The organism is Rhodococcus gordoniae, from assembly GCF_001646655.1.
GTDB classification, from domain to species: Bacteria; Actinomycetota; Actinomycetes; order Mycobacteriales; family Mycobacteriaceae; genus Rhodococcus; species Rhodococcus gordoniae.
The window spans coordinates 147,291-163,071 of record NZ_LPZN01000002.1; the positions used below are offsets into that span (position 1 = coordinate 147,291).

The following is a 15,781-nucleotide window of genomic DNA, read 5'->3' on the forward strand; positions in this document are numbered from 1 at the left end:
GCGGATCACCGTGGGAGTATCCACCGCAGGAAACCGAACAGGGAGGTCCCGGTGGGCGGCGTCAGCGGTGAATTGAAAGACGAACTGGCGAAGCGTCTTTCGTCGGTTCTCGGCGGTACGTGGACGCTGCGGCGCATCGAGCGGCTCACCGGGGGTGCGAGCCGGGAGACGTGGGCGTTCACCGCGGCGTCGGACACCGGCACCGTCCGGGAGTTGATCCTGCGCCGCGATCCGCCGGGTCGCGAGGACACCCACCGGATCGCGATGGAAGCGGCGTCGTTCGACGAAGCGGCGCGCGTCGGGGTGCCCGTGCCCGACATCATCGACCGCAGTGGCGACGAGCCGCGCCCCGGAATCGGCGCCTATCTCGTGATGTCACGGGTGCCCGGTGAGGCGCTCCCGCAGAAATTGTTGCGCGACGAGAATCTGGCCGACGTCCGGGCCACGCTGCCCTACGAACTCGGGCGCATCCTGGCGAAGATCCACCGCATGGACATCGGGGCCGTACCGAACCTCCCCGAGTACGACCCGCTGACCTTCCTGCTCGACGAGTACGTCGCCACCGGAGCGCCCGTGCCGGCACTCGAGGCGGCGTTCGCCTGGCTGACCGGTAATCGCCCAGCGGCAACCGGAAAGACATTCGTCCACGGCGACTTCCGCAACGGCAATCTGCTCGTCGACCCGGTCGGGGTGCACGGGGTACTCGACTGGGAACTGGCGCACGTCGGTGATCCGATGGAGGACCTCGGCTGGCTGTGCACCAGGGCGTGGCGTTTCGGGTCACCCCACCCTGTCGGTGGGTTCGGGTCCCGCGACGACCTGTTCCGCGGTTACGCCGACGAATCGGGACAGAACCCCGATCCCGACGTCGTTCGGTGGTGGGAGGTCTACGGATCGCTGCGGTGGGCGGTGATCTGCCGGATGCAGGCCGCCGCGGCGTCGTCGGGAGGCGACAACACCCTCGAACTGCTGGCCATCGGTCGCCGCGTCGCCGAGTGCGAACACGATCTGCTGGATCTGCTCGGCGTTCCTCCCTACGACGACGCGGAAACCGCTCCTGTTGCGGATCTCCTCGGGACGCCGCCTGTGGAGGAGTTGCTCGACGCCGTCCGGGAATTCGTGCTGGAAGTCGGGTCGGGTGCCGACGCGAAGACCCGGTACCGCAGCAGGGTCGCGGCGCACGTACTCGGCATCGCCGCGCGGGAGGCCGCCGTCGCGCCGGCGGTGCGGGAGACCTACCGGGTGCGGCTCGCCGGTCTCGGCTACCGCTCGGAGACGGAGCTCGCCCTGGGAGTGCGGGCAGGACGAGATCACCTCGACGACCCGCAGGTCGCCGAGGTGATCAGGGGGTTCGCCGCGAACCGGCTGAAGGTTGCGAACCCGAAATATCGATGACGGATCAGTGCGTGCCGGCGGCCTCCGCGCCGATGCCGGTCTCCGCGCGTACGAGCATCTCGGCGAACTTCTCGTCCTCGAGGCGGCCACGTCCCCGACGCTTCTCGCCGACGATCGAACCGATCACGCAGGCGGCGATGCCGAGCGGCATGGTGACGATCACCGGAAGCTGGATGGTCAGGGGAGCGGGACCGCTGCCCATCCACAGCGCTTCGGTGAACATCAGGCTCACGATCGTCGAGACGAGGCCGGTGAGCACACCCCACACCGCGCCGGTGGCATTGAACCGCCGCCAGTTCAGGCTCAGCACGAGGGCGGGCAGGTGCGCGCTGCCGGCCACCATGAACGCCATGCCCATGAAGAAGGTGATGTTGGTGTCGTCACCGATGAGCATGGCCAGGCCGATCGCGATGACGCTGAAGGTCACCGCTCCGTAGCGGGCGATGCGGGCCTGCGCGTCGTCTTCTCGGGCCTGGTCGTCCGCATCGAGGTGCTCGATCGGTTCCTTCCGGGTGAGGGCGGGCCACACGTCGCGGGCGAAGGTGCCCGCCGCGGAGATCACGACACCGGCGACGACCGCGACGATGGACGCGAATGCCACGGCCGCGACCAGCGCCAGGGCCACCGATCCACCGACGGTGCCCACGCCACCACCGAGTTCGGTGACGAGGACCGGTGCGGCGAGATTTCCGCCCGGGCCGACGAGGTCCGTTCCGTCCGGGCCGAGCAGTGCCGCGGCGCCGAAGCCCATCACGATGACGACCAGGTAGAACAGGCTGCACAGTGCGACGGTCCAGCCGAGCGAACGACGTGCCGTGGTGGCCTCGGGAACGGTGAAGAACCGGATGAGGATGTGTGCCATGCCTGCGGTGCCCAGGGCGAATGCGAGAGCGTAGGAGACGAGGTTGATCGCGCTCGTCTGCCCGAAGATCAGACCGGGCGACAGGATCGCGTCACCTGCCACGGCGTTGTCTGTGGCTGCATCGAGGACCTTCGGGAAGGCGAAGCCGAACTGCGCCAGAATGCCGAAGCACACGATGATCGCGAGCACCGACAGGATCGTCGACTTGATGACCTGCACCCAGGTGGTGGCAAGCATGCCGCCGACGAAGACATAGACGCCCATGAGCGATCCGGCGACGACCACCGACAGCCAGAACGGGATGCCGGAGACGGATTCGAGGAGCACGCCCGCGGCGACGAGCTGGGCGAGCAGCACGAAGGTGCCGGTGGCGATGGTGCTCAGCGCGACCGCGACCCGCACATTGCGGGAGTCGGTCCGGAAGACGAGGACGTCGGCGAGGGTGTACTTGCCGAGATTGCGCATCTTCTCCGCGAGGAGGAACAGGACCGGCAGGAACGAGATGACGGACGTGAACAGGATGACCGTTCCGTCGACGCCCTTCGAGAAGATCAGGCCGGTGGTGCCGAGGAAGCTGCCGGCGGAGATGAACTCGCCGGCGATGGCGAATCCGTTCTGCCAGCTCGAGATCGAGCGACCGGCGGCGAAGAAGCCGTCGGCGCTCTTTGCTCGTCGGGACGCAGCGAAGGTCACCCACAGGGTCAGCGAGATGACGGCGCTGCAGATCGCGATGGCGAGATGGTCGGCGTCGCCGCTCATGATTCGATCTCCTCGGATGCGGGACGGTTCTGCTCGACGGCCGCGACGGCGTCGTCGACGGCGGGTCCGATATAGGTGCGGGAGAGGCGGAAGTACGCCCAGACCAGCACCCAGGTGCCTGCGAACTGTGAGAACACGACCCACAGCGACAGCGGGATGCCGAAGACGGAATTGGTTCCCAGCCGCTCGGGGAATCCGATGAACGCGATCAGGAAGGTCGCGAACAGCACGACGGTGATACCGCCGAGGGTGTTCGTGACCCGACTGCGGCGGCGACGCAGTTCCGCGACTTCGGGAAGGTGGAGCATCCTCGTCCAGACGAGCTCGTCCTTCGGGGATGTCGCGTTGTCGCCGGCGACGGTGTCGGTCATGCCCGCACCGCCGCACCGCGGGCGCTGTCGAGCGCGAAGAGGTTCTCGTCCCAGCCGGCCTCGAGCGGGCCGAAGAAGTGGAAACGCACCTGCTTGACCTTGTAGAGCCAGCGACCGCCGATCTTGACGAGCTGATCGTTGTAGCGCCCGGCTGCGATGGCCGGGGCGCCGTCGGTGACGCACGGCTGCCACAGGAACGAACGCACCGTGGCGCGGTCACCGTCGAGGTCGATCTCGAGGTTCGTGATGAAGTGCCAGAAGGAGGTCAGGCCGCCGTCGGCCAGTCCTGCGAAGAAGGAGCGCATCTCCGCCTTGCCCCGGGGATGGGACAGACCGTCGAATTCGCCGTCGTCGGTGAACAGATCCATCAGGGCATCCCAGTTGCCGTCGTCGAGGTGGCGGCAGTACTGCGCGTCGAGCCGGCGGATCGCCTCGAGGTCTTCGAGACGGGTGATGCGTTCGAGAAGGGAGGGTTCGAGCTGGGGGTTGGACACAGAAGATCCTCCGAAGTCCGTTATTAACGACCGTTCATGTGATCTGGACCATAACAAGCGCGAAGATCTGCGTCAACGGGAAGGTTGTTGCTGGTCGGCGCCCCTCGTGCTTACTGTGCAGGGATGAACAGCCGGTCGAACGGTACGTCCTCGTCCATTCGCGAACGGATTCTCGAGACCGCACTCGACGAGTTCTACGAGTGTGGCTTTCACGGCGCGACGATGCGCAACATCGCCAACTCCGCAGGTTGCAGCGCTGCCAACGTCTACAACCATTTCGAGAACAAGTCGGAACTGCTCGTGGAGATTCTGCGTCGCGCGAGCGACGAGCAGTTCACGGCGACCCGCAACGCTCTGCGGAAGGTCGGCGACGATCCCGCCGAGCGGTGGCGCGCGGCCGTGGCCGCCCACGCGCTGTACACCGCGCGGAATCCGCGTGCGTGCCTGGTGGCGAACTCCGAGTTGCGCTATCTCGGCCGGCTCGACCGCACGCGCGTGGTCGGTTCCCGCGACGCGCAGGAACAGTTGTTCGTCGACATCGCAGAAGACGGTGTGTCCCAAGGGATCTTCTCCCTCGAGCGGGTGCATCAGGGCGTCACCGCGGTGCTGACGATGTGCGCCGGCATCCCCCTGTGGTTCCGGGAGGACGGTCCGCTCACGGCCCAGGAGGTCGCCGACGACTTCGCCGGATACGCGCTCAATCTGGTCGGATATTCGCGCTGAGCCGTTGACGGGCTCGGGGTGCCGTGCTGTACTGGGGTGAACAAGCGTTAATGACCTACTCCGGTCCATCGAAGGAGTGCACCCCCATGACCCACCGCCCCTCGCAACCGCGTACCGACTCGCCGCGCTATCTCACCGAGGAACGACTCGCGATCCGCGACCTCGCCCGCGACTTCGCGATGACGAAGGTGCTGCCCGTCGCCAACGAGCTCGACCCCGTCCAGGGCACGATCCCCGACTCCCTCAAGAAGGAGATGGCCGAGATCGGCTTCTTCGGGATCATGATCCCCGAGGAGCACGGCGGTCTCGGACTCGGAGTGTTCGAGTACTGCCTCGTCGCCGAGGAACTCTCGCGGTCCTGGATGAGCGTCTCGGGTCTGCTCGCCCGCGGCAACGGCATGGGCGGCGGCTTCACGCCCGAACAGGAGGCGGCGCTGCTGCCCAAGGTCGCGCGCGGTGAGTATCTCGGTGCATACGCGCTGTCGGAGGCCGAGGCCGGATCCGACGTCGCCAACATCTCGTGCCGCGCCGTGCGCGACGGCGACGACTGGGTCGTCAACGGCACCAAGATGTGGTGCACCTACGCCGACGAGGCCGACTATCTCGTGCTCTTCGCCCGCACCGATCCGAACAAGGATCCGGCCAAGCCACACCGCGGGATCAGCGCCTTCCTCGTCGAGAAGGAACGCGGCGTGTTCCCCGAGGGCATCTCGGGCACCAAGGTCCGCAAGATCGGCTACTTCGGCTGGAGCACCTGGGAGCTGTCGTTCGACGACTTCCGCATCCCGGCCGACACGATGCTCGGCGAGGAGGGCAAGGGCTTCTATCTCGCCGTCTCCGGTCTCGAAGTGGGCCGTGCCCACACCGCCGCCCGCGCCATCGGTCTCGCCCGCGCCGCGCTCGAGGATTCCATCGAGTACGTGCACACCCGGCGGCAGTTCGGCCGTCCCATCGGCGACTTCCAGCACCTGCGCTTCAAGATCGCGAAGATGGCCGCCGACATCGAGGCCGCGCGCCAGCTGATGTATTCGGTGGCCACCGACATCGACACCGGCCGCCGCTGTTCGCTCGAGGCGTCGATGTGCAAGCTCGTCGCCACCGAGATGGCCGAGCAGGTCACCAGCGAAGCCGTGCAGATCCACGGCGGTGCCGGTTACACCACCGACTTCCAGGTCGAGCGCCACTGGCGCGACGCGCGTCTGACGAAGATCTTCGAGGGCACCAGCGAGATCCAGATGCGGATCATCTCCGACGAACTCCTGGGAAGGCCCGAATCGGTATGAGCGCACACACCACCACCCGACCGCTCACCGTGGGAGACCGGGTCACCTCCGAACCTCGTGCCGTGGCCGACGTCCTGACCGCCGCCGGTTCCGTCGCGCCGACCGGCTCACCCGTCCTCGGTGCCCTCGCCGTCGCGTCGCTCGTCCCACCCGTGCCGGGTGGCGTTCCGTCCGGATTCGACTGGCACGCACATGATCCGGTCTCCGCATCGGACGTCGTCTCGGCGGACGCCGTGCTCACCCGCGTGTCCGGCCGGACGGTACGCCGCTTCGTCCGGCTCGTGGACGCCACCGGTACGGTGCGCGAATCCGGAACCGAGACCTGGTCCTTCGGCGACGAACTGCCGACGGTTCCCGAGTTGGACTTCTGCACTCCCGCCTGGGGCGGCTTGCTGGCCGAGAGTCTCTCCGAGGATCGGGAATTCACCGCGGCGCTGTCCACCTGGGACGGCACCATCGGGTTGCGCAGCGGCGAGACCGAACTGCACCTGCGCATCTACAAGGGCCGCATCGTCGACGTCACCCGGCGCACCCCGCACGGCGCGACGTTCACCTTCGTCGCACCCGACCACGCCTGGGCCGGCCTCGTCCTGTCCGAGGAGAACGACTTCATGCGCCGCGCCATCCGCGGTGAGTTCTCGTCCACCGGAGACGGATACGAGTACCTGCGCCTGACCAAGCCGCTCAACACGATCATCGGGCACGCCCGTGCCCTCGCCCGGAAGGCCCGCTCATGATCGAGGCCCGCTACCTGGAGATCGGCGGAGCGCTCGGCTTCGTCGAGATCGTCACGCCCGACGCGCATTCCGGCAACGGGGTCGACGCGACGGAACTGCCCACGGTCCTGTGCCTTCACACCGCCGGCCAGAGCGGGGTGCAGTGGCGTCATGTCGCTCGCGCGCTCGCCGAACGCGGTTACCGCGTCGTGGTACCCGATCTGCCCGGGCACGGCCGCTCCGAACCCGCCCCCGGTGGTCCCGTCACGAGTCTCGTCGCCTACGGCGACTGGCTGTGCGCGATGCTCGACGCGCTCGGCATCGACCGGCCGTTCGTCATGGGCTGCTCGATCGGCGGCAAGCTCACCCTCGAGCTCGCGACCCGCCCGGACCGTCCGCTGTCCGGCGCCGTGGCCATGGAAGCCGAGGCCGGCCCGGGGCGTGTCAACGTCGCCGGATTGCGCCGCGAACTCGAGGACGTCGCCGGTCCGGCGCGTTCCGAGCGCACCTATCTGGGAACTCTTGCATCCGTGGGCCGTTCGGTCCCGGAATCGAAGGCGCACACGATCGCGCTCATGCACAAGCGGGAGGATCCGGAGATCTCGTCGTCGGATCTCATCGGGTGGGGAACCCACGATGTGCGCGACCGGCTCGACCAGGTGGCCGCACCGATCCACCTCGTCGCCGGTGTCGACGACCCGTGGATCGACCCCGATGCTGTGGCACAGGCCGCGGACGCGATCAACGACGTTCTTCCCGGACAAGCCCGCTTCACGGCACTGGCCGGCATCGGGCACTATCCGATGGAGGAGATCGACGACTTCGCCGCACTCGCCGACACCTGGATCGGTGAGCTGCGCCGGGCCGGCATCCCCGAGGAGGCAGCGCTGTGACCACCACCCGACTCGACACCCTGCCTGCCATGCTCGACGGGCTCGCCGCCGCGAATCCGGACGCACCGATCGTCTACGACATCGTCGACGACGCGGCGGTGGCCCGCAGTCGCGGAGAGTTCCGCGACCGCGTCGCAGCCGTGCGAGGCGAACTCGAACAGATCGGCCTGAGCGCCGGTCGATGCGTCGCCGTGATGCTGCCGAACTGGTCCGATGCCCTCGTGTGGCAGTTCGCGGCCTCCGCGCTCGGTGCGCACGTCATCGGCGTCAACACCCGTTACAACACCCGCGAGGTCGCCCACATCCTCACCGCGGCGCGACCTGCCGTCGTCGCGGTGCCGGCCGCCTTCCACGGACTCGACCTGTTCGGCCGGTTCACGGAGGCCGCGGAGTCCGTGTCCGAGGTGGACACCCCGGTGGTCGCGGTGGTGCCCGGACCGGCGAACGCGTCGGCGTCCCCGGCCGATTTCGACCTCGGTGGAGGGGCCTGGATCGCGGGTAGCGGCGACACCCGTGGTGCGACGGCGCCCGAGACGCCCGACACCGCGACGCTCACCCCGGCGGGTGCCGACGACGATCCCGAGGACCGGATCGCAGTGGCGTTCACGACGTCCGGTTCCACCGGCGTGCCCAAGCTGGCCGCGCACCGCGACAGCGCGATCGTCCGCCACGGTCGCGCCGACGCCGCGGTCATGAAGGTCACCGACGGTGATGTCGCGCTGTGCGTGCTTCCCGTCTCGGGGGTATTCGGTTTCAGCACCGCGATGGCTGCCCTCGCCGGTGGTGGAGCACTGCTCATGGAGACCGTCTTCGACCCGGCGGCCGTGCTGCGCCGCATGCGGGAGGTGAAGGTCACCCATGCGGTGGGCGCCGACGACCTGTTCGGCCGCCTCTACGACGCCTGGCACGAGGGTGACGGCGTCGACCTGTCGTCGCTGCGCTGGGTGGGCATCGCCGACTTCCTCGGCCGCTCCCACGAGATCGCCCGCTGGTTGCGCGACGAGTTCGGCACCCACACCTCCGGTGTGTTCGGCTCGTCGGAAGTGTTCGCCCTCGCGATGCTGTGGAACGCCGACGATCCGGAGTCGGTGCGATGGAACGGTGGCGGTCGCGCGGTCGACACCGCGATCGAACTGCGGGTCGCCGATCCGTACGACGACCGGGTCCTGCCGGCCGGAGAACAAGGCGAGTTGCAGTTCCGCGGTCCGAACGTCGTCGACGCTTATCTCGGCAACCCCGACGCTGCGGCGCGCGCGTTCACCGCGGACGGATGGTTCCGCAGCGGCGACCTCGCGGTCGATCTCGGTGACGGAGGTTATCGCTACGTCTGCCGGATGGGCGACGTGCTGCGCCTGCGTGGCTTCCTCGTCGACCCCGCCGAAATCGAGGTGCGGCTGGCCGAACACCCGGGCGTGGGCACCGCCAAGGTCGTCGGTCTGACCGGTGAGGGCGGCTACACGGAGGCGGTCGGCTTCGTCGTGCCGACACCCGACGCTCCGGCCGGCACCACCGCCGACGCGTTGAAGGCGTGGTGCCGCGAGACCCTCGCAGCGTTCAAGGTGCCCACGGCGATCCACATCATCGAGCGGATGCCCACGACGGTCGGCGGTAACGGTTCCAAGATCCGTGCCGTCGAGCTGCGCGAATGGGCCCGGGAGTGGGCCGGTAGCGAGCGCGACTTCCGAAGCGTCTGAACGACCCCCGTGCCGGTACCGGGTGGATCCGGGCCGACGGAGGCGAGCGATCAGCTGTCCGAGCTCCCCGGTGTCCGGTAGCTCGCCTCGCGCCGCGCGGCCTCGTCGACCTGTTCGGGCGTGAGCAGGGCGATCGGCGTGGACCGCGCGGCACCGGATGCGATGGTGCGGAGCTCGAGTGTCGCGGCCGCGATCTCGTCGGGCACTTCGCCGAGCACGTACAGGTCGTGGCCGCCGAGTGCGAAGTGCACCGAATCGACCGTCCCACCCACGCTTTCGACCATCCGGACGATGGCGTCGCGCCGGGACGTGCCACCGTCCGTGAGCAGACCGCGGGCGCCGTCCGCGGTGTAGTTCACCTGCCAGAGATATCGCGGCATGATCGTCTCCTTCTCGGGGATGTCGACCTCCATGGTCGGTCCACCTCGCGTCGTTGCGGACGGTTTCGCCGGTAATCGAGGCATAGTCTCGATACGGAAGAGCGCATCCGCCGCATCGAAAGGGAGTGCCGTGCCGAAACGACCGATGCCCGAGGCCGTCGCAGAATTCCTCGCGCAGCCCAACTACGCCACGATCAGTTCCCTGCGCCCGGATGGGCAGCCGGTCTCCGTTCCGACCTGGTACGTCGTCGAGGACGGCCGCATCCTCGTCAACATGGACTCCGGGCGCAAGCGCCTCGAATACCTGCGGAACGATCCGCGGGTCAGTGTGTCGGCGATGGATCCGCAGGATTGGGTCACGCATGTGAGCATCCAGGGACGGGTCGTCGAATTCGCCGACGATCCGTCCCTGGAGGACATCGACCGGATCGCTCGTCACTACACGGGCAAGCCGTACCACGCGCGGGACGGCAAGCGCGTGAACGCGTGGATCGAGATCGATCGTTGGCACGCATGGGGTCGTCTGCGTGATGCCTGAGGCGGGACGGCGGAAGGCCGGTGGTCAGAGGACGCCGGCCTTCTTCGCGACGCTGCGCACCTGGAACGCCAGGATGATGAGCAGCACGCCGAACATGATCGCGTAGATGCCGAGCAGAACGATCAGACTCAGGATGCCCTCGCCGGGGAAGATCAGCAGCACGATGCCGAACAGGACGGCGACGACGCCCGCGAGCACCGACCACACCCACCCGGAGCCGGGGACCTTCCGGAAGCGGAGGCCACCGACGATGCCGGTGATGCCGAACAGGATGGCGTAGAACGCGATGATGTACAGCAGTGCGAGTGCGGTGATGCCGGGCCAGAACAGCGCGACGAGACCGGCGAGGACGGAGACGACGCCCATGGCGAGCCACCAGCCCCAGCCCTCGGGCTTGTCGCGGATCGACTGGACGACCAGCACGATGCCGTCGATGATGGCGTAGGCCGCGAAGACGACCACCAGAGCCCAGACGGTGATGCCGGGCCAGACGAGGGCGACGACACCGAAGAGAACGGCGAGGATGCCGCGCAGCAGCACCACCCACCAGATCTGCTTCAGCAGTGATCGGAACGGATCGTTGGAAGAAACCGAGCTCGTGGACATGACGGCTCCTGGCGTGTGATGTGATCTTGTAGCCCAGAGGATAAGCGCGGTTGTTCTGCTGCGCGTGCCGAATCGAACCCGAGGTTACGCTCGGGAACGTGGCCGGGGTGAGGATCGGGATATCGGGATGGCGCTATCCGGGCTGGCGAGGAGACTTCTACCCGGAAGGGCTCGTTCAGCGCCGCGAACTCGAATACGCCGCCCACCGGTTCGGATCGATCGAGATCAACGGCTCCTTCTACTCGCTGCAGCGCCCGAGCAGTTATCTCGCGTGGCGGGACGCCGCACCGGACGACTTCGTCTTCGCCGTCAAGGGCGGGCGGTTCGTCACCCACATGAAACGGCTCTCGGGTGTCGACGACGCACTCGCGAACTTCTTCGCCTCCGGTGTGCTCGCGCTCGGCCCGAAACTCGGACCGGTGCTGTGGCAGCTCCCGCCGACCCTCGGTTTCGAGGAGGACAGGCTCGCGGAGTTCTTCGCCCGGTTGCCGCGGACCACGACGGCCGCGGCCGAACTCGCCCGTCGCCACACCGACAAGCTCGCCGACGACCGGGTGTGGGTGGAGGTGGACGCCGAGCGTCCGCTGCGTCATGCCGTCGAGGTGCGGCACCCCGACCTCGCGAGCCCGGAGGCCGTGGAGTTGCTGCGTACGCACGACATCGGGCTCGTCGTCGCCGACACGGCCGGAAAGTTCCCGTTCCTCACCGAGGTCACGAGCGATTTCGTCTATGTGCGGATGCACGGAGACAAGGAGTTGTACGCGAGCGGGTACACCGCCGAGGTTCTCGACGTGTGGGCCGAGAGGATCCGCGGGTGGCTGGGCGACGGCAGGGACGTCTACGTCTACTTCGACAACGACATGAAAGGCTGTGCCCCGCACGACGCGCTCGCGTTGCAGGAACGCCTGTGACCGGGCGTCCACGAGGAGGACAGGAGATCGCTGTGTGGCCCGACCACTGGCCGAGAACGCCGCGGGAGATCGCGGCGGCCACCGCCGATGCGCTCGCCGCCGTCCGCAGCGAGTCGGCCGAGCCCTTCGACGAGGCGGTCGCGGTGCTGGCGGACCTGCCCTACGAGCAGGTCACGGCCGTGCACGCGGGCATGGTCCGGGAGTTGCTCGAAGAACTGCATCCCGACGGACTGGCCGGTGCGGACGTGCAGGCGGTGCTCGAACGCTCCGTCCGCTCCGGACTGCGATGGGTGCCGTCGCTCGAACCCGATGCCGTCGTCGCCGTGCTCACGGGTGCGCTCGGTGTGTCCGATCCCGACGCCGGACGTCCGAGGATCCGTCCCGAGCAGTATCTGGCGGCCGGGTTGCTCGTGGTGGCCGACCTCGTCGCTGCGCGCCGCGTGGCTCCCGAGGCGTACCTGCGCCGCGCCGTGAGCGAGATCGAACGGGCCGAGACGCACGAGATGCCCTGACCGTCGTCGGGGTTCAGTTCGGGTAGTGGTTCTCGACGTTGCGGACGACTCTGCGCAACAGGTCGGACAGGGTCTGCAGTTCGTCGTCGCCGAGCCCTTCGAGCATCTGTTTCTCGCGTGCCAGTCGCCGGGGGAACTCTGCCTCGACCAGTGCGCGGCCTTCGTCGGTGAGGGTGAGCAGCACGACGCGGCCGTCGCGCTCGAGTCGTGTGCGTTCGACGAGACCGAGTGTGGCGAGTCGCTCGGTGTGCTTCGTGGTGGACGCACCGGAGATGCCCGTGATCGAGGTGACCTCGCTGGCACGTAACGGATGGTCGCTGCGGGCGAGCGCGCTGAGCACCTCGAACTCGCTGCGGCTGATGCCGCTCGGTTCGAGTTCCCGATCGAAACAGGTGAGTGCGAGCGACCCGATGCGGGTGATGCGGCCGATCACGTCGATGGGGCGGAGGTCGAGGTCGGGGTAGTGAGCGGTCCATCCGAGACGTACGCGATCGACGTAATCGGACTGGGGTGTCTCGGAGGGCATGTGGCAAGTCTAACGGCAGCGGACAAACAATTTCATAGATATTTTACTGGTGAAGTAATAGGGTGAACGGATGCTCGACCGCCGACTCGACGACCGCCCTCAGCTCCGTCACGCCCGGGGAGCGCTCGCGCATCCACTGTCGGTGAGTGCGTGGAAGGACGCCCTCGAGGTGCGTCACGGCGACCCGACCGTGGCCGTCGCGCTCCGTGTGGGGTTCGCGACGATGCTCGCTCTCGTCGGCGGTGGTCTGCTCGGTTACGCGCAGGTGGCCGGTTTCGCCGCCCTCGGCGCACTCACGAGTGCCTTCCTGAGATACGAGCCGTATCGGCGTCTCGCGGTGCGACTTCCGTGGGTCGGTCTCGGCATCGTCGGGTACACCGCGTTCGGTGCTGCGCTCGGCGCGATGGGTGCTCCACTGTGGGTGCAGATCGTCGTGCTCTCAGTGGGTTCGGCCGTCGCGTACTGGGTGTTCACGGCCTTCTCCCTCATGGGCCCCGGCCCGGTGATCCTCATCTTCGCGGCCGCCGGCGCCGCCGGTTTCTCCGACGGATGGGGAGATGCGGGCCTGGTCACCGCCGCTGCGGCGATCGGTGCGCTGCTCGGATACGTCGTGGCGATGCTGCCCGCGCTCTCCCATCCCCACACGCCCGCTCGTCTCGCGGTCGCGCGTGCCCTCGCGGCGGTCTCCGCCGTCGAAACTCGCGGTGCGGAAGCCGTTCCCGTAGCGCGGCAGAGCATCCGGAAGGCGCGCGAGACCGTCGCACTCAACGCTCCGCGGCGTCCGGACGCCCATGTCCACGAACTGGTCGCCCTGCTCGACGCGGCCGAGACGGTGCTCGACAGCGGACCGCACGACACCTTCCGCGCGCGCCGCGACGACTTCACCCGATTCGAGTCGGAACTTCGGAAAGCACGGCGCGACATCGAGATTCCACGCGTCGATGTCGAGGGTCGGCCGGTGCTGCCGACGCCGCCCGGCTTCGTCCGTGAAGGATGTGGTCGTCTGCTCGACCGCCTCGTGCTGATCGGAGCGGCCCGGATCTTCGTGGCGTCGTTGCTCGCCGCGTCGCTCGCCGCACTGATCGGGCTCGACCATCCGTTGTGGGCTGCGATGGGTGCCCTGGCGGCGCTGCAAGGACTGAACTACCGCAACACCGTTCAGCGCGGCATCCAGCGTCTGATCGGAAATGTCGGCGGTGCGATGATCGCTGCCGTGCTGCTCGTGCTCGATCCGGGCTACTGGCCGGTGGTCGCGGCCGCCGTGCTGTTCCAGACGCTCACCGAACTCACGGTGACCCGGAACTACGGGCTCGCCTCCGTCGGGGTCACGACGATGGCGTTGCTGCTCACCGGTCTCGGGCAGCACGCGGGTCCGGGCCTCGCCGTCAACCGGGTCGTCGACACCGTCATCGGCGTGGTCGTGGGCGTGATCGTCGCTGCGGTGACCATCCGACGCGACGACCGGCACCATCTCGTCGCGTGACGAGACGGCACCGGTCGTCGGTGGTGCTCATGGCCTGCTGCCGGAAAGCGGCGGGGTGATGCTCAGGAGTGGGCGGCTTCGAACCGCTCGAGGATGTGCCGCGGGATCCGGCCGCGCGAGCTGACGTCGTAACCCTTGTTACGAGCCCAGTGTCGGATCGCGGCCAGTTGCTCCGGCGACCGAGTGGGCGGAATCGCCTTGTGGGTTCCCGCCGTCCGTGTGCGGGCTCGTGCTGCCGTCGTCTTCGGCGTGATGGTGCGGGTGGTCGACGCGGGCTTCGCAGGTGCCTTCTCGTGAAGCCACGGGCGGAGTACCGCCAGGAACTTGTCTGCGTTCGCCGGCCGCAGGTCGATTTCGTACTCGTCGTCGTCGACCGTGATGCGGAACGACTGCGCCAGGCCGTCCATGATCGGTTGGCCGTCGATATCGTCGAAATATTGGACGCGCACTTTCTGTGCCACGTTTTATCTCCTTGTCCCCGAACTGTGCGCTGTCGACGCTAGTTCTTACTCGGGGGTAGGCTCAAATCGCGAATGTACGATCCCACTCGCTCGACGAAATGATCGAAGAACTCGGCCGGGCGGGTGCCCGCCACGATAACCGCGTTCGGCGTCCTCTGCCACATACCGGACAGATCGGCGACCGTCGTACCCCGGGTGAGCCGCCCGTCGAGTTCGACGTCGACCGTCGCGGGCCGGGAGGTGTAGGGAACCGCGCCCAGCGCGACCGCCGCGGCGAACGGGTCGTGCACGTGCGCGAGGAAGCCCAGGCCCTGATCACGATGGAACTCCATGTAGAACCGCAATGCGTCGGAGATGTGGCGGACGAGAGGGACATCGGCCGTCGATCGCGTACCGCGCGGGGCGTCCGGGGAGAGTTCCCCGGAGCGGGGCACCCCGACGACGTCCCCGATCCGCGCGACATGCTCGGGGTACATCTCGATCGACTCGGTGACGTCGAGCGGGCACACGATCGGCCGCCGGTCCGGAGGCGCGATCGAGAAGGCGTCGAACACGACCTTGGCGGCCTCCGGATCCACCGCGACGTTCCATTCCGAGGTCGGTGTCGTATTACCCGGATGGTGGAAACATCCACCCATGATCACGAGGCGACGCAACCGCGTCGGCAGCCCGGGGTCGATACGCAGGGCGAGCGCGAGATTGGTGAGCGGACCGGTGACGAGCCCGGTGAGCTCGCCCGGATGCTCGCGGGTGAGATCGACCCATGCCTGCGCGGCCGATCGCGACGACCGCGAGCGCGACGCAGCGGGAAGTTCCGCGTACCCGATCCCCTGCGGACCGTGGGTGTCCTCGGTGGTCATCAGCGGCGCGACCAACGGAACCTGCGATCCGGCAGCCACTTCGATGTCCGGCCGGCCGCACACCTCGAGCCACGACAGAGTGTTGGCGGTGACCTGGTCCACCGGCACGTTCCCCGCCGTGCACAGGGCGGCGACGATCTCGGCTTCCGGGCTCGCGACGAGATAGAGCAGGGCGAGGGCGTCGTCGATGCCGGTGTCGACGTCGACGATCAGGCGGGTACGGGTGACCGGAACATCGGGTTCGTGTACGTGCACGATCCCATCTTGGGGCATCCCGATGAGCGCGCCGCGTCCGGTGCTGGGAGAATTTTCGA

The 15,781-nt window shown here is 67.9% G+C and carries 18 protein-coding genes; 10 read left to right on the forward strand and 8 right to left on the reverse strand.

The genetic code is table 11. The features are described from left to right. Positions 1 to 51: 51 nt before the first annotated feature. Positions 52 to 1,395, forward strand: a complete 1,344-nt coding sequence (locus A8G18_RS01245; RefSeq protein WP_064062413.1) for a phosphotransferase — start codon at positions 52 to 54, stop codon at positions 1,393 to 1,395. A gap of 4 nt (positions 1,396 to 1,399) precedes the next feature. On the opposite strand, the gene A8G18_RS01250 is transcribed toward A8G18_RS01245, so the two are convergent. The 3 genes from A8G18_RS01250 to A8G18_RS01260 are packed head-to-tail and all read right to left on the reverse strand — an operon-like array spanning position 1,400 to position 3,881. Further along, on the reverse strand, positions 1,400 to 3,016 hold the full coding sequence (locus A8G18_RS01250) for a solute symporter family protein (RefSeq protein WP_064062414.1): 1,617 nt from the start codon (positions 3,014 to 3,016) through the stop codon (positions 1,400 to 1,402). Continuing rightward, entirely contained in the window at positions 3,013 to 3,387 is a 375-nt protein-coding gene (locus A8G18_RS01255) for a DUF485 domain-containing protein (RefSeq protein ID WP_064062415.1), read from the reverse strand. The genes A8G18_RS01250 and A8G18_RS01255 overlap by 4 nt, the downstream gene beginning before the upstream one ends. Beyond that, on the reverse strand, positions 3,384 to 3,881 hold the full coding sequence (locus A8G18_RS01260) for a nuclear transport factor 2 family protein (RefSeq protein ID WP_064062416.1): 498 nt from the start codon (positions 3,879 to 3,881) through the stop codon (positions 3,384 to 3,386). Before A8G18_RS01260 ends, A8G18_RS01255 begins: the two co-directional genes overlap by 4 nt. 123 nt (positions 3,882 to 4,004) lie before the next feature. Between A8G18_RS01260 and A8G18_RS01265 the strand changes: the two genes are divergently transcribed. The 5 genes from A8G18_RS01265 to A8G18_RS01285 all read left to right on the forward strand — a co-directional run bounded on the left by A8G18_RS01265 (position 4,005) and on the right by A8G18_RS01285 (position 9,190). Beyond that, positions 4,005 to 4,604, forward strand: coding sequence for a TetR/AcrR family transcriptional regulator (locus tag A8G18_RS01265; protein ID WP_016931642.1), 600 nt, complete (start codon positions 4,005 to 4,007; stop codon positions 4,602 to 4,604). 86 nt (positions 4,605 to 4,690) lie between these two features. Continuing rightward, entirely contained in the window at positions 4,691 to 5,887 is a 1,197-nt protein-coding gene (locus A8G18_RS01270; protein ID WP_064062417.1) for an acyl-CoA dehydrogenase family protein, read from the forward strand. Further along, the gene (locus A8G18_RS01275) at positions 5,884 to 6,624 is read left to right on the forward strand and encodes a hypothetical protein (RefSeq protein WP_064062418.1); all 741 of its coding nucleotides are present in this window, start codon (positions 5,884 to 5,886) and stop codon (positions 6,622 to 6,624) included. The genes A8G18_RS01270 and A8G18_RS01275 overlap by 4 nt, the downstream gene beginning before the upstream one ends. After that, positions 6,621 to 7,496: an alpha/beta fold hydrolase gene (locus tag A8G18_RS01280; protein WP_064062419.1), complete on the forward strand. Its 876-nt coding sequence runs from the start codon at positions 6,621 to 6,623 to the stop codon at positions 7,494 to 7,496. Before A8G18_RS01275 ends, A8G18_RS01280 begins: the two co-directional genes overlap by 4 nt. Continuing rightward, entirely contained in the window at positions 7,493 to 9,190 is a 1,698-nt protein-coding gene (locus tag A8G18_RS01285) for an AMP-binding protein (protein WP_064062420.1), read from the forward strand. The genes A8G18_RS01280 and A8G18_RS01285 overlap by 4 nt, the downstream gene beginning before the upstream one ends. 50 nt (positions 9,191 to 9,240) lie before the next feature. Here A8G18_RS01285 and A8G18_RS01290 read toward each other — a convergent pair whose 3' ends face one another. After that, positions 9,241 to 9,570, reverse strand: coding sequence for a GYD domain-containing protein (locus A8G18_RS01290; RefSeq protein WP_026002754.1), 330 nt, complete (start codon positions 9,568 to 9,570; stop codon positions 9,241 to 9,243). 130 nt (positions 9,571 to 9,700) lie between these two features. Between A8G18_RS01290 and A8G18_RS01295 the strand changes: the two genes are divergently transcribed. After that, positions 9,701 to 10,108 (forward strand): PPOX class F420-dependent oxidoreductase, encoded by a 408-nt coding sequence (locus A8G18_RS01295; protein WP_064062421.1) that lies wholly within the window; start codon positions 9,701 to 9,703, stop codon positions 10,106 to 10,108. A 24-nt stretch (positions 10,109 to 10,132) separates the two neighbouring features. On the opposite strand, the gene A8G18_RS01300 is transcribed toward A8G18_RS01295, so the two are convergent. After that, entirely contained in the window at positions 10,133 to 10,714 is a 582-nt protein-coding gene (locus A8G18_RS01300; RefSeq protein WP_064062422.1) for an HdeD family acid-resistance protein, read from the reverse strand. 98 nt (positions 10,715 to 10,812) lie between these two features. On the opposite strand from A8G18_RS01300, the gene A8G18_RS01305 reads away from it, so the two are divergent. Together A8G18_RS01305 and A8G18_RS01310 are read left to right on the forward strand one after the other, a co-directional pair. Beyond that, positions 10,813 to 11,625 carry a DUF72 domain-containing protein gene (locus A8G18_RS01305; protein ID WP_064062423.1) on the forward strand — a complete coding sequence of 271 codons (813 nt, stop codon included), beginning with the start codon at positions 10,813 to 10,815 and terminating at the stop codon, positions 11,623 to 11,625. 32 nt (positions 11,626 to 11,657) lie between these two features. Beyond that, positions 11,658 to 12,137, forward strand: coding sequence for a hypothetical protein (locus A8G18_RS01310; protein ID WP_064062424.1), 480 nt, complete (start codon positions 11,658 to 11,660; stop codon positions 12,135 to 12,137). A 13-nt stretch (positions 12,138 to 12,150) separates the two neighbouring features. On the opposite strand, the gene A8G18_RS01315 is transcribed toward A8G18_RS01310, so the two are convergent. Then, on the reverse strand, positions 12,151 to 12,663 hold the full coding sequence (locus A8G18_RS01315) for a MarR family winged helix-turn-helix transcriptional regulator (RefSeq protein ID WP_064062425.1): 513 nt from the start codon (positions 12,661 to 12,663) through the stop codon (positions 12,151 to 12,153). Positions 12,664 to 12,733: 70 nt separating this feature from the next. Here A8G18_RS01315 and A8G18_RS01320 point away from each other — a divergent pair, with 70 nt between their 5' ends. Next, entirely contained in the window at positions 12,734 to 14,146 is a 1,413-nt protein-coding gene (locus tag A8G18_RS01320; RefSeq protein WP_064062426.1) for an FUSC family protein, read from the forward strand. Positions 14,147 to 14,208: 62 nt separating this feature from the next. Here A8G18_RS01320 and A8G18_RS01325 read toward each other — a convergent pair whose 3' ends face one another. Together A8G18_RS01325 and A8G18_RS01330 are read right to left on the reverse strand one after the other, a co-directional pair. Next, positions 14,209 to 14,607 (reverse strand): histone-like nucleoid-structuring protein Lsr2, encoded by a 399-nt coding sequence (locus A8G18_RS01325; RefSeq protein WP_064062427.1) that lies wholly within the window; start codon positions 14,605 to 14,607, stop codon positions 14,209 to 14,211. Positions 14,608 to 14,645: 38 nt separating this feature from the next. Next, a complete protein-coding gene (locus tag A8G18_RS01330) occupies positions 14,646 to 15,740 on the reverse strand; it encodes a nucleoside hydrolase (RefSeq protein ID WP_064062428.1) in 1,095 nt (364 codons plus the stop codon). Positions 15,741 to 15,781 lie beyond the last annotated feature (41 nt).